Here is a 13,691-nt window from a genome sequence, read left to right on the forward strand (position 1 = left end):
CGGGGGTCTGTGAGGGGGGCGGTCTGTCTGAGGGGCGTGGCCGCCGGGTCAGGAGCCGGCGCGCGCGAGCGCTCCCGCGGTCAGGGTGACCAGCACCTGCTGGAGAGAAGAGGCGAAATCCATCTTCAGCGCGGCGAGGGACGGATCGGTCTCACAGGCGACGAGCATCGCCCGGGAGGGACGGGCGTGGGTCCACACCGCTCCGATGATCATGACCGTGGAGGCCGCCAGTTCCGGTGCCCGGTCCTTGAGTTCGGGCAGGTGGAGGCGGGTGAGCGAGACAAGGTCGCCCACGTTCGCGATCGCGGCCCTCTTGTAGCGGGCGGCGACCTCCGGTGACACGTTGTGCTCCAGGACGCCCGCCTGTGCGCTGAGCAGGTCGCACAGCATCCGGCGCCCGGCGAGGGAGTCGGTGACCACCGCGGCGAACTGCTCAGCCCGCTCCTCCGCCGGCGCCTCCGCGTCGACGCCCTCGGCCAGCCGGCCGGGCAGCTCGGCCGTCCACTGCTTCCAGGCCTGGTCCAGAAGCTCCAGCAGCACTGCCTCACGGGACTCGAAGTAGCGCAGCACGTTCGACTTGGCCAGCCCGACGCGACGGCTCAGCTCGTTGAGGCTCACCTCGTTCACGGTCGCCTCTTCGAGCATGGCGGCGGCGGTGTGGAGGATCGCGCGGCGCCGTATCTCGCGCTGCTCCTCGCTGCGTGCGCGCTGAAATGTGGTCATGCCCCCAGCTTACGGACTCTTGGTCTTTTGACCGGAGACCGGAGGTCCGGGGTTCCGCGGCGATGCCCGCCGCGCCCTTTGCGCGTACGGGAATCAGATGTGCGGAGGCGTTCAGCAGACCGTTGTACGTGGTGAGCCCGGCGCACAGCAGTGGTGCCACCGCCGCCGACGGCAGGCTGTCGGGGACGGCCATCAGCCCGGTCTGCCGGGCGATCATGTACTCGGCGTAGCCCCCGTCGACCTCCAGCCCGGTCTTCGGCTGGTTCTTGCAGGTCACGAAGTCGAACGGGACTCCGGTGGGTGGGCACCGGTTCGGAGCGGGGTGGCCGATTGCCCGGGCTTCCTGGACGGGACGAAGAACTCGTCGGCCCCGTACCGCTCCAGCAACGGCCCGGAGGGTCAGCCCCCGGGGAGCGAGTAGCCCGACGCGACGTTCAGCGTGGTGGCGAACGTCAGGTACATCAGCCACAGGCCGGTGAGGATGCGGAAGGTGCCGAGGCCCTTCTCGCCGATGACGGTCACCGGACCCTTGCCCGCCACCCGGCCCGGGCGGCCGAGCGGGACGCTCGCGAAGAGCTCGAAGAAGTACACCGCGGTCAGCCCGGTGAAGAGCAGGCCCACCGGCCACGCTCCGATGCGGTAGAAGACGACCATGCCCAGGATCGAGATGATCATGAACGCGACGCACATTCCGCCATTGGTGCGCGCGTCGGACTGCCGGTAGCGGTTCCATCCCAGGGCGAACCAGTGGATGCCGTACACGCTGAACGCCAGGGCCGTCATGTACAGGGCCTTGTCGTCGAAGACCTGGAACCAGGTCAGGCCGACGAAGAGGTAGATCCCGGCGAGAGCCTGGCACAGGCCGGGCATGAAGACGCCCCAGACACCGGTGGCCCGGTCCACGGCGGCGTCGCGCGCCGGGGAGCCGAACAGTTCCTGCGGCCCGTAGATCAGATAGCCCGTCCCCAGACCGAAGAATCCGAGGACCACGGGAACGAACGCGGACTGGGGGAAAACGAGGGCGAATCTGCTGGGATCCATGCGGCGCGGCTTTCGCTGGGGAATCGACCGGACAACGACGCTGTCCGGACCGGTGTGCGTGGGTCCGAGTAAATCCATCCGGCGCGGGGGCGGCGCCCTGACACGCCGCAATGTCCCCAGTGACGCTCTGATGAGCGGAAGGCGGCAGCCTTCCCTACGCTGGGGAGAGTCCGAGGCAGTCGTGCGGGTGGCGTGACCAGACGCGGAGAGACGGGTCATTCATGAGCATCATCGAGGCTTCCGCCGCCATCGGCGTCCCCGTCCGAATGGCGTACAACCAGTGGACGCAATTTGAAACGTTTCCGCGGTTCATGGACAGCGTGGTGTCCGTCGAGCGGTCCACGGCGACCCAGACCCACTGGGTGACGAAGTGCGGCGGGCTCACCCGTGAATTCGACACCGAGGTGGTGGAGCAGCGCCCGGACGAGCGCGTCGCCTGGCGGAGCCTGGGCCGGCCGCTCCACTCGGGTTCCGTCACGTTCGTCCCGCTGGGCGACGAGCTGGTCCGGGTGACGATGCGGATCGAGGTGTCGCCGCGCGGGATCCTGGAGCGGGCCGGCAACGCGATGGGCGTGGTGCGCAAACGGGTGGACCAGGACCTGGCGAACTTCAAGGAGTTCATCGAGGGCCAGGGGTGCGAGACCGGGCAGTGGCGCGGTGCGATCACCGAGAGCCGCGTGCGGCCGGACTCCGGCCAGAAGCATCCGGAGGTCCCCAACTGGCCGAGCGGCTGACAGCCTTCGAGCGGCTGACAGCGCCGGCTGACCGCGTCCGGCCGGCCCCTCCGCGCCGTACCCCTGTCTCACCCACTCGGCCCTGGGCGGCCGTGCCGCCCGCGTGCGTACGCCCGCCCCCGGTGCGTAGATGGACCGACGGCAAGTGACGATTCCGGCTTCGCGTGCACCGTCCGGCTGGGCGCGGCGCGCAAAAGGAGATCGATTCCGGGTGAGGAAACCACCGACAGCGGACCAGGCCGACGAACCGACCGGCGACCTCGCACAGATCACCCCGCCCAAGCGAGCGGCGGCCGGAGTGCCCGCGGTGACCCACGCCCTGACGTACTCCCTCGCCGAGGCCTCCGTCACGCACACCGCGCTCACGCTGCTCAACATGAATCAGACCAAGGGCTTCGACTGCCCGGGCTGTGCGTGGCCCGACCCCGACCCGGGCAGCCGGCACGTCAACGAGTACTGCGAGAACGGCGCCAAGCACGTCAACGACGAGGCGACCGGGCGGCGGATCACCCCCGACTTCTTCGAGAAGTACTCCGTCACCGAGCTCGGGCGCTGCTCGGACCAGTGGCTCAACCAGCAGGGCCGGCTCACCCAGCCCATGGTGAAGCGGCCCGGGTCCGACCACTACGAGCCCCTCAGCTGGCACGACGCGCTCGGGCTGATCGCCCGGGAGCTCCAGGGCCTCGACTCGCCCGACGAGGCCGTGTTCTACACCTCGGGCCGGGCCGGCAACGAACCCGCGTTCCTGCTCCAGCTCTTCGCGCGGCTCTTCGGGACCAACAACCTCCCCGACTGCTCCAACATGTGCCACGAGTCGAGCGGCGCCGCGCTGCACGAGACGCTGGGCATCGGCAAGGGCAACGTCAGCCTCAAGGACATCTACCACGCCGATCTCATCATCAGCCTGGGCCAGAACCCGGGCAGCAACCACCCGCGCATGCTCTCCGCGCTGGAGAAGAACAAGCAGCGGGGCGGGCGCATCGTCGCGATCAATCCGCTGCCGGAGGCGGGCCTCATCCGGTTCATGAACCCGCAGACCCCCCGCGGCGTGATCGGCAACGGCACCCGGATCGCCGACGACTTCCTCCAGATCCGCCTCGGGGGAGACCTCGCCCTCTTCCAGGGCCTCAACCTGCTGCTCCTGGAGGCCGAGGACGCGGCGCCCGGCACCGTACTGGACCGTGCCTTCATCGACTCGCACACCAACGGCTTCGCCGAGTACGCCGAGCACCTGCGTACGACCGTCTCCTGGCCGGACGTCCTCGCGGCCACCGGACTGACCCGGGCCCAGATCGAGCACCTGCGCGACCTCGTCCTCACCAGCGAGCGGATCGTGCTGTGCTGGGCGATGGGACTGACGCAGCACAAGCACTCCGTACCGACCATCCGCGAGATGGTGAACCTCCTGCTGATGCGCGGCAACATCGGGAAGCCCGGCTCGGGGGTGTGCCCGGTGCGGGGGCACAGCAACGTGCAGGGCGATCGGACCATGGGGATCTGGGAGCAGATGCCCCAGCAGTTCATGGACGACCTCGGGCGGGAGTTCTCCTTCACTCCGCCGGCCGAACACGGCCTGGACACGGTGAACTCGATCCGGGCGATGCGCGAGGGCCGCGTCAAGGTCTTCCTCGCGCTCGCGGGCAACTTCGTACGGGCCACGCCCGACAGCCGGGCCACCGAGGAGGGGATCCGCCGGTGCCGCCTCACCGCGCACATCTCCACCAAGCTGAACCGTTCCCACACGGTCTGCGGTGAGACGGCGCTGATCCTGCCCACCCTCGGCCGCAGCGAGCGCGACTACCAGGCGGGCGGCGAGCAGTTCGTCACCGTCGAGGACTCGATGAGTCAGGTGCACGCCTCCCACGGCCGCCTCGCCCCCGCCTCCAAGCACCTCCTCAGCGAGGTGTCGATCATCAGCCGGCTGGCGCGCAGGACGCTCGGTGAGGGCGGGACGGTGCCCTGGGAGCAGTTCGAAGCGCATTACGGAGCCATCCGCGACCGGATCGCCCGGGTCGTGCCTGGGTTCCAGGACTTCAACGCCCGCGTGGTGCAGCCGGGCGGCTTCCCGCTGCCCAGCCCGGTGAACGAAGGGGTGTTCCCGACCGGCAGCGGAAAGGCGGAGTTCAGCCGGAACGCCTTCGAGGCACTGCACGCGCCCCCGGGCCACCTCATCCTCCAGTCGATCCGCTCGCACGACCAGTGGAACACCGTCCCCTACACCACCAACGACCGCTACCGGGGCATCCACGGATCGCGCCGCGTCGTCATGGTCAACCCGCGGGACCTCCGGACCCTCGGCCTGGCCGACGGCGACCGGGTCGACCTGGTGAGTGTCTGGCGCGACGGCGTCGAACGGCGCGCGGAGGACTTCCGGCTGGTCGCCTACCCCACGGCGGTGGGCTGCGCGGCCGCGTACTACCCGGAGACGAACGTGCTCGTACCGCTGGACAGTGTGGCCGACGTCAGCAACACGCCCACGTCGAAGGGGATCACGGTCCGCCTGGAGCGGCTGGACGGCCTGCCCCTGGGACTGGCCTGAGTGCGACGCCGCGGCGCCGCCGGCCCCGGCGGCTCCTCCGGGGTGGGACCGGCCACTGCGGGCGGCCGGCCCGGTTCAGACAGAGGCCGCCTCGTTGACGGCCTCGGACGTGGCGCGCCATACGTCGCAGGGGCCTCGGGGAGCCACGGACGCGCCGGTCACGCTTCACTTTCCCGCGTGGACGCGGCGGTGGTCCGGTCGGTGGGATCGTCGTCACCCGGCCGGCCTTACGGTTCCGGGATCGGGGCTTCCGGAGCGGGAGGTCCCGTCGTGGTCAAACCGGCCGCGAACGTCGCCAGCATGGCGTCGAGACGGGGGCCGATGTCGGTGGTGGCATACCCCCACCCCGGCTCCTCCTCGTACAACTTCGCCAGCGTGGGAGTGGGGTTGGCGACCTGCCAGAAACCGGCCGCCAGGAAACCGGCCACCGCCAGCAGGCTGACGATCTGTTCCCTCGTCAGGGTGCTCGCTCGGCTCACCGCGGCGGCGATGTCGTCACGTGCCGCGGTCGCCGCGGTCTTGTACTGCCGGGCCCGTTCGAGGCCGACGTCACCTTCGAGGTGCAGGACCGTGTGCGTCAGCAGGTCGCAGAACACCGGCAGCGAGGTCAGCGTCCTGCTGACCACGGCCGCCACCTGAGCGGGTGTCAGACCGGTGTGCCCGGCGATCTCCTTCCGCACCGCGTCGCGCCACTGGCCCCACCCGCGCTCCGCCAGTTCGAGGAGCAACTGCTCCTTGCTGGCGTAGTAGCGCCGCACTCCCGTGCGGTGGAGACCCGCCTGCTCGGTGACGGCGGCCAGTGTCACGTACCGGACGCCGCCGCGTTCGAGCGCGACCGCCTCGGCCGCCCGTAGCAGGTCCTCCGCGCGGCGTGCCTTGTTCTCGGGTGATCTGGCTCTCTGCATATGCCCATCTTAACGCGTATGCGAGTGCGTTATGGTGGGCCGCATGCCGATCGCTTCTCCTTCCACCCGATCACCCCTGGGGCGGGGGCTGTTGACCGCTCTTCCCGCCCTGGCCGCCCTCCTGGCCGCGCTGATCGTCCCCTCCACGCCGGCCGAAGCCGGCCCCGGACGGGCCCCGGCGGCGTACGGCAGCACGACGGTCCCCGACGTGCGCGTGCAGATGAGCGACGGTACGGCGCTGACAGGCGATGTCATCCATCCGGCGGACCCCTCCACCGGGCAGCGCGCCAAGGGCAGGTTCCCCGTCCTGCTCTCCCAGAATCCGTACGCCTGCGACACCACGGAGGGGAACCTGCGCGGCCTGGGACAGGGCGCCCTCGGCGACCCGGCGTACTTCGTGGAGCACGGATACATCTACGCGTCGGTCTGCGTGCGCGGTACGGGCCGCTCCGGCGGGACGTACGACATGTTCGGCCCCCGCGAGCGCCGTGACGGGGTCGAGCTGGTCGCGTGGGCGGCCGACCGCCTCACCGGGTCCGACGGGACGGTCGGGCTGACCGGCTGCTCGTACCTGGGCATCAACCAGCTCTTCACCGCCTCGCTGCTCCCGCGCGGTTCCGCCGTGAAGGCCATGCTCCCGGCGTGCGCCGGGGCGGAGACGTACCGCGAGGCGATGGTCTCCGGCGGGATGCCCACCCAGATCCGCAACTACTTCACCTATCTCGGCACCCGGATGGGCCCGCGCGCCGGCGCGTACGGCACGGCCCTGGCCGCGAACGTGCAGGAGGGAGGCGACAAGGCGTACGCCGGGGCGTGGGCGACGTACCGCACGCCCGGGAACCTGGCCGCCGCGATCGTACGGGCGGACATCCCGACCCTGCTGTGGAGCGGGAACCTCGACCTCTACGCGCAGGGCTCCCAGGAGATGTACACGTACCTTCAGAACGCGTACTTCCACCGGCCTGTCCATGCGAGTCCCGCGCCCGGGCAGCGCACAACGCCCCGCTACCAGGCCTTTGTCGGCCCCGGGGGGCACGGCGAAGGCGTGGACCGCGCGGTGGCGCTCGACTGGTTCGACACCTGGCTCAAGGGCAGGCGCACCGATCTCGGCTCCGCCACCGCCCCGTTGCACCTCTACCAGCAGGGCACCGGCAACTGGGTCCACACCACGGCCTTCCAGCAGGTCCGCGCCTACACCCCCTACTACCTCGGCCGCGACGGCACCCTCGGCCCCGCCCGGCCGCGCTCCACGGGGGCGGACCGGATCACGTACACCGAACCGTCCGCCGCCGACGGGCGACTCACCTACACCACACAACCGTTCCGCGCGGGCGCGAACCTGGCCGGCCCGATCAGCGCGCGCCTGACGGCCAGTTCCACCGGCACGAACCTCACCCTCATCGCCCAGCTGGACGACATCGCCCCCGACGGGACCGCCACGAAGATCACCTCCGGTTCCCTCGTCGCGAGCCTGCGCGCGCTCGACACGGACCGGTCGTGGCGCGACGCGAAGGGCGTCGTCATCCGCCCGTACGGCACGTTCACCGCGGACCGGTATCTGCGGCCCGGGCGGGCGTATCCCCTGACGATCGGCCTGTCTCCCCGGGTCACCCGGCTCGCCCCCGGCCACGCGCTGCGGCTGACCCTCACCACCCAGACCCCCAAGGCCGCCTGCCTCGCGCCGCTGGGAGTGGATCCCTGTTACCCCACCGATCCCCAGCGGCGGACCCTCCCCGGCACCTATACGGTCCACCATTCACCCACGACGCTCTCGGCGGTCAACCTGCCGCTCGTCACCGGCCCGGGGCCGGCGGACAGCCCGGTCGTCGCCCAGCACGCGGGCACCGTGCCGCACTGACGTCAAATCGAGCCGCACTGACGTCGAGGAGTCCGTGGACCGGCAACTGGTGCTTCTCGCCCCGTCCCGGGCCGCGTCCGGCCGCGGTGCGCGGCCCTCGCCGTCAGTCCGACGCCGCGGCTCAGGCGGTGTCGAGCTCCGCGCGTTCGCTGTCGGTGAGCGTGAGGTCGACCGCCGCCGCCGAGTCGCGTGCGGTCTCGGGCCGGGTGGAGCCCGGGATGGGGATGACGATGGGGGATGTCGCGAGCATCCAGGCCAGGACCACCTGCTGGGGGCTCACCCCGTGTGCCTGGCCGACGCGGGCGAACCGGTCGTGGACGGGGGTGCCTGCGTCGGAGCGGGAGACGCCGCGCATGGGGCCCCAGGGCAGGAACGCGATGCCCATGGAGTGGCAGAGCTCCAGCTCGGGTCCGCTGGAGCGGAACGTGGGGGAGTACTGGTTCTCCACGGCGGCCAGGCGTCCGTCCAGAAGGGTATGGGCGAGTGCGATCTGCGCGGTGCTCGCGTTGGAGACGCCGGCCATCCGGATCTTCCCGGCGTCGAGCAGGTCGCGGATCGCGCCGACGGAGTCTTCGTACGGTACGTCCTGGTCGGGGCTGTGCAGGAAGTACAGGCCGATCGCCTCGACCCCCAGCCGCTGGAGCGAGCCCTCGCAGGCGGCCTTGATGTGCTCGGGGCGTCCGTTGACCGGCCAGATGTACGGGCCGGGGTTGAGGTCGGGTCGCGTATGACCGCCCTTGCTGGCGACGAGCACGTCCGACCCGCTGCTGTGGGAGGCCAGTGCCTTGGCGATCAGCCGCTCGTTGTGCCCGACCTCGTCGTGCCCCGCGAGGTGGTACGAGTCCGCGGTGTCGATGAGGGTGACGCCGGCGTCGATCGCCGCGTGGATGGTGGCGATCGCCCGCGCTTCGTCGGGCCGGTCCTCGAGTGACAGATTCATGGCACCGAGTCCTACGGCGCTGACCTCGACGTCACCGATCTGGCGTGTCCGCATTTCCGGTCCGCCCCTTCTGGATGAAATAGACCCTATGGCGCTTTTGCGCCTCACTCTAGGGCCCGTTCCGGTTCCCGCTCCGTACGGATGCGCCGTGTCGGGGGCGTGCCCGCACGGCCGCGTTCAGGGGCGGGTGACCCCGTCGGCGCCGGAGGGCGGATGGGCCTCGGTGGCGATGCGCAGTGCCTCCGGGCGGGGGGAGAAGGAGTTGTCCAGGACGAGGGTGGCGGCGCCCACCGCCGCCACGTCGTCGGGTATGGCCGATTCGCTGAAGCGGATGCCGTGGGGTACCACGAGGCCGGGGTCGGAGCGCACCGCCTCGGGCAGCGTGGTCAGCGCGAGGGGGGCGATCCGGGACCAGAACGGGCCGCCGAACACGATTTCTCCGACGTCGAGCAGGTTGATGACGACGACCAGGGCCCGGGCGATCTGCCGTGCGGCGGTGGTGAGGATCTCCACCGCCTCCGGGACGCCGGCGTCCGCCGCGTCCGCCAGGAGGCCGAAGGCGGCGCCCACTTGGAGGACGTCCGTGGTGTCGCCCGCCTGATCCTCCGTCAGCACACCGTGGTGGACGGCGTGTGCGACGAGCGTCCGGGGGGCCGTCACCACACCGACACAGCCGCGCCGGCCGCAGGCGCACACCGGGCCGCCGGGGTCGACCGGTACGTGGGCGGTGTCACCGGCGTTCGAACTCACGCCGCGAACCGCCGAGCCGCCGATGGCGACGCCGGTCGCGAAGCCCGTTCCGTAGTACAGGAAGGCGAAGTTGCGGCGGGCGCCCGGCTCGCTGAACCACAGCTCCGACACGACCGCCGCCGTGGCGTCCTTCTCGATGAGGACCGGCAGGCCGGTGGCGAGATGGAGGGCCGAGCGCAGTTCCACCCGGTGCCAGCCGGGCAGCATCGGGGGGTTGAGCACGACGCCGGTCGCCGGATCGATCGGGCCCGGCGACGCCACGCCGACACCGAGGACCTTCGCGCGGTCGACGGCCGCCGTCAGCAGGAGGGCGTCGACCATGGCCGCCATCTCCCGTACCACCTTGGCCGGGTCCTGCACCGTGGGGGTCGCCGTACGGATGCGTTCGCGCACCCGCCCGGACAGGTCGATCAGCGCGTAGGTGATCACGGCGGGGTCGATGTGCACGCCGACCGCGAACCCGCCGCCGGGGTTCAGGGTGAGGAGCTTGGGCGGCTTGCCCCGGCCCTTGGCCGGTGTGGCCCGCTCGATCACGAGCCCGGCCTCGACAAGTCTCCGGCAGACGTTCGAAACGGTCATGCCGCTGAGCGCCGTGAGCGTGGAGACCCTGGTGCGCGTCACACCCGACGGGTGGCGGCGGATCGCGTCGAGGACGACGGCGACGTTGAACTCGGCGAGTGCGCCGAGATTGACACCGGTACCGCTCATCTGCGATTTCCCCCTCGCTCCGTACGGGACGGTCACCGTACCCGCCCACCGCGTCCTGACGGTCCGTGAGCCCGCCGAGGCCGGTGTCCGCCAAAACTTTCCTGGGTGCAGAGATCTTGACGGGGCCGAAAACGTACCCCTACTGTCCGATTAAGTAATCACTCTGTTGAAAATACCGAAGGGAGGAGCGGTGTCAACACTGACCCCCTCACGGGTCCCGGCGCGCGAACCGCGGTCCCGTCGACGGCATCCCGCCCACCGCGGGCACGCGACCGCCGCCTGGCTCCTCATCGCGCCGGCCCTGATCGGGTTCGTCGTCTTCGCCGTCTACCCGACGGTGCGGGGCACGTACTTCAGCTTCACGACGTACCACATCCTCTCCCCGGCGGAGTGGACCGGACTCGCCAACTTCCGCCAGATGCTCGGCGACCAGACGTTCTGGCACTCGCTCCGGGCGACGCTGTACTTCGTCGTCCTCAGCGTCGCGATCGGCATCCTGGTCTCGCTCGTCACCGCGGTCGTCCTCCACCGGCTGACCCGGTCGACGGTCATCAGAGGGCTGGTGATCCTCCCCTTCCTCATCTCGGGAGTGGTCGCCGCCGTCATCTGGTCCTGGATGCTCGACCCGCAACTGGGCATCGTGAACGTCGCGATCAAGGCCGTGACCGGGCAGCGCGTCGAGTTCCTCGGATCGAGCGCGCTCGCGATCCCCTCCGTGGCACTGATCAGCGTCTGGAAGTCGATGGGATACAACGCGGTCCTCATCTTCGCGGGGCTCCAGACGATCCCCGGGGAGATCTACGAGGCCGCGCGCCTGGACGGGGCGTCCGAGATGCGGATGTTCCGCCACATCACGGTGCCGTTGCTGCGGCCGATCCTGGCCATGGTCGTGATCCTGTCGGTCATCAGCTCCATCCAGGTGTTCGACATCGTGCAGGTGGCGACGAAGGGCGGTCCGGCCAACGCCAGCAACGTCCTCCAGATGTACATCTACGACACGGCGTTCAGCCAGTACAACTTCGGCTACGCGTCGGCGATGTCGCTCGCCCTGTTCGCGATGCTCACCGCCATCACCTTCATCCAACTGCGTGTGACCCGCGCCAACGAGTCCGACACGAATTGAGGACAGCTCCGTGTCCCTCCTCTCATCGAGCCGGCGAGCCCCGGGCGGATCCCACGTCACGGGCCGGCCGTCGCGTGTCCCCGTCGGACGCGTCCTCGCGTGGATCTACGTCGGGGCCGTCCTGGCCGTCACGATCTTCCCCTTCTACTGGATCCTGCGGACCGCGCTGTCCTCCAACGACGCCCTGTCACGGGACCCCCAGTCGCTGGCCCCGGTCGGCCTCACGCTCAGCGGCTTCGGACGCGTCCTCGGGCTCGTACACGGCAACGCCACCGGCACACTGAGCGCCCTCGACTCGGGCGACCTGCTGCTCTACCTGCGCAACTCCACGCTGTACGCGTCGCTCATGACGGTGCTCGTCATCTTCTGCTCGACCACCGCGGCGTACGCGTTCGCGCGCCTGTACTGGCGGGGGCGCGACCTGGTGTTCTCGCTGTTCCTCGTGGCGCTCATGGTGCCGGGCATCATGAGCATGCTGCCGAACTTCGTGCTCATCAAGGACCTCGGCCTCCTGAACACGTTCCCCGGCCTGATCCTGCCGGGCGCGCTGTTCTCGGCGTTCAACATCTTCTTCCTCCGGCAGTTCATGCTCGGCCTGCCGACGGAGATCGACGAAGCGGCGCGGATCGACGGCGCGGGACCGATCAGGGCGCTGTTCTCCGTCACCATCCCGATGACCACGGGACCGATCACCACACTGACGATCCTGACGTTCATCAACACCTGGAACGAGTACTTCTGGCCGCTGCTGGTCACCAACGACAAGAGCACCGAGCCGCTCACGGTGGGGCTCGCCTCGTTCCAGCAGAACGCCCCGACCGTGTCACCCGACTGGGGCGGGCTCATGGCCGCGACGCTCGTCGCCGCGCTGCCGATGCTCCTGGTGTTCGTCGTCTTCGGCCGGCGCATCGTCAACTCCATCGGCTTCACCGGCATCCGCTGACACCGGCGCCGCCCCCCCCGGCACGCACACCCCACTCAACGAGGAGTAATGGAATGCAGCGAAAGTCGCTCACCGCTCTGGTCGCGGTCGCCCTGGCCGGCGCCACGGCTCTCACGGGCTGTTCGTCCAGCAGCGGAGGGACCACCACCGCGGGCGGCAGGACCGTCATCAACTACTGGAACTGGGACCCGAACATGGTGACCGCCATGGGCGCCTGCGTCGCGGGCTTCGAACAGGCCAACCCCAAGTACACGGTCAAGATCTCCCGCTACAACGTGCCGGACTACTTCACGAAGCTGACCGCCAACTTCGTCGCGGGCAACGCGCCGGACGTCTTCCAGGCCTCGGGCCAGTACTACCCGACGTACATCGCGCAGCACCAGATCGCCGAGATCGGACCGCTGCTGAAGGAGAACGGCTACAAGAACAACTTCGCCAAGGGCATCGATCCCGTCACCGGCACCGACGGCAAGACCTACGGCCTGACCGTGGACTGGAACGCCACCGGTATCTACTACAACAAGGACCTGCTGGCCAAGGCCGGTGTCACCGAGGCGCAGATCCAGGACCTGACCTGGAACCCCACCGACGGCGGCACCTTCGGCAAGGTCGTCAAGGCCCTCACCGTGGACGAGCACGGCGTGCACGGCGACAAGCCGGGCTTCGACGCCAAGCACGTCGCGACGTACGGTTTCCAGCTCATGGCCCCGCAGGACCCCAACGGCTCGCAGACGTTCAGCTCCTTCGCCGGCGCCCTCGGCTGGAAGGCCGGCGACACCTTCCCGTACCCGACCCAGATCCCGTACGCGGACCCCCGCTTCAGCGAGACGATGAAGTACCTGCGCTCGCTCTCCGACGACGGGTACGCCCCGAAGATAGGGGAGTTCGGTGCCAATACGAGCGTCGAGGACCAGCTCACCAGCGGCAAGATCGCGATGATGATCCAGGGCTCGTGGGACGTGGCCACCTTCTCCGGAAACTCCAAGGTCAAGGTCGGCGTCGCGCCCCTGGTCAAGGACAGCAAGACCGGCAACCGCCTCATCCAGGGCGGCGGTGACCTCGAATTCATGTGGCAGGGCTCGAAGAACAAGGACGGCGCCTACAAGTGGCTGACCTACATGACCTCCGACGCCTGCCAGAAGGCGGCCGCGCAGGCCAACCCGGCCTTCTTCTCCGGGATCCCGGCGGTGTTCGACACGACGGCCAAGCAAGTGGCGGCGAAGGGCATGGACATCTCCGCCTTCAGCAACTACCTCAAGAGCGGTCTGAGCGCCGGAGCCAACTACTCCAACGGCGCCGGACTCCAGACGGCGGTCGTCCCGGTCTTCCAGCAGTACTGGGAGCACCAGGTCGGCGACAGCGTGTTCAAGCAGCTCCAGGAGAAGAGCAAGGAGACGATCGGCCAGAAGTAGGGAGGGCGATCGGTC

Annotated in this window: 11 protein-coding genes; 6 read left to right on the forward strand and 5 right to left on the reverse strand. The window is 69.7% G+C overall.

The features are described from left to right. Positions 1-48: 48 nt before the first annotated feature. Both ACIODU_RS06265 and ACIODU_RS06270 read right to left on the reverse strand, forming a co-directional pair. Positions 49-723, reverse strand: a complete 675-nt coding sequence (locus ACIODU_RS06265; protein WP_401764496.1) for a TetR family transcriptional regulator — start codon at positions 721-723, stop codon at positions 49-51. Between the two features lie 399 nt (positions 724-1,122). Further along, a complete protein-coding gene (locus tag ACIODU_RS06270) occupies positions 1,123-1,764 on the reverse strand; it encodes a hypothetical protein (protein WP_356420166.1) in 642 nt (213 codons plus the stop codon). 221 nt (positions 1,765-1,985) lie between these two features. Between ACIODU_RS06270 and ACIODU_RS06275 the strand changes: the two genes are divergently transcribed. Further along, entirely contained in the window at positions 1,986-2,498 is a 513-nt protein-coding gene (locus ACIODU_RS06275; protein WP_356420163.1) for an SRPBCC family protein, read from the forward strand. Positions 2,499-2,709: 211 nt separating this feature from the next. After that, a complete protein-coding gene (locus ACIODU_RS06280) occupies positions 2,710-5,037 on the forward strand; it encodes an FdhF/YdeP family oxidoreductase (protein WP_401764499.1) in 2,328 nt (775 codons plus the stop codon). A gap of 227 nt (positions 5,038-5,264) precedes the next feature. Here ACIODU_RS06280 and ACIODU_RS06285 read toward each other — a convergent pair whose 3' ends face one another. Further along, positions 5,265-5,942: a TetR family transcriptional regulator gene (locus ACIODU_RS06285; RefSeq protein ID WP_401764501.1), complete on the reverse strand. Its 678-nt coding sequence runs from the start codon at positions 5,940-5,942 to the stop codon at positions 5,265-5,267. Positions 5,943-5,985: 43 nt separating this feature from the next. Here ACIODU_RS06285 and ACIODU_RS06290 point away from each other — a divergent pair, with 43 nt between their 5' ends. Further along, positions 5,986-7,800, forward strand: coding sequence for a CocE/NonD family hydrolase (locus ACIODU_RS06290; RefSeq protein WP_401764504.1), 1,815 nt, complete (start codon positions 5,986-5,988; stop codon positions 7,798-7,800). Between the two features lie 121 nt (positions 7,801-7,921). Here the strand turns inward: ACIODU_RS06290 and ACIODU_RS06295 are convergent, their stop codons facing one another. Beyond that, positions 7,922-8,794, reverse strand: a complete 873-nt coding sequence (locus ACIODU_RS06295) for an aldo/keto reductase (RefSeq protein ID WP_401764507.1) — start codon at positions 8,792-8,794, stop codon at positions 7,922-7,924. Between the two features lie 123 nt (positions 8,795-8,917). Next, complete coding sequence (locus ACIODU_RS06300) at positions 8,918-10,198, reverse strand: ROK family transcriptional regulator (protein WP_401764510.1); 1,281 nt, start codon at positions 10,196-10,198, stop codon at positions 8,918-8,920. 190 nt (positions 10,199-10,388) lie between these two features. On the opposite strand from ACIODU_RS06300, the gene ACIODU_RS06305 reads away from it, so the two are divergent. The 3 genes from ACIODU_RS06305 to ACIODU_RS06315 are packed head-to-tail and all read left to right on the forward strand — an operon-like array spanning position 10,389 to position 13,676. Continuing rightward, complete coding sequence (locus tag ACIODU_RS06305) at positions 10,389-11,321, forward strand: sugar ABC transporter permease (RefSeq protein WP_356420145.1); 933 nt, start codon at positions 10,389-10,391, stop codon at positions 11,319-11,321. 10 nt (positions 11,322-11,331) lie between these two features. Next, positions 11,332-12,264: a carbohydrate ABC transporter permease gene (locus tag ACIODU_RS06310; RefSeq protein WP_401764513.1), complete on the forward strand. Its 933-nt coding sequence runs from the start codon at positions 11,332-11,334 to the stop codon at positions 12,262-12,264. A 53-nt stretch (positions 12,265-12,317) separates the two neighbouring features. Then, positions 12,318-13,676 (forward strand): sugar ABC transporter substrate-binding protein, encoded by a 1,359-nt coding sequence (locus ACIODU_RS06315; RefSeq protein WP_356420140.1) that lies wholly within the window; start codon positions 12,318-12,320, stop codon positions 13,674-13,676. Positions 13,677-13,691 lie beyond the last annotated feature (15 nt).

Origin of the sequence: Streptomyces sp. NPDC088261, assembly GCF_044740805.1 — a bacterium.
Classification (GTDB): Bacteria; Actinomycetota; Actinomycetes; order Streptomycetales; family Streptomycetaceae; genus Streptomyces.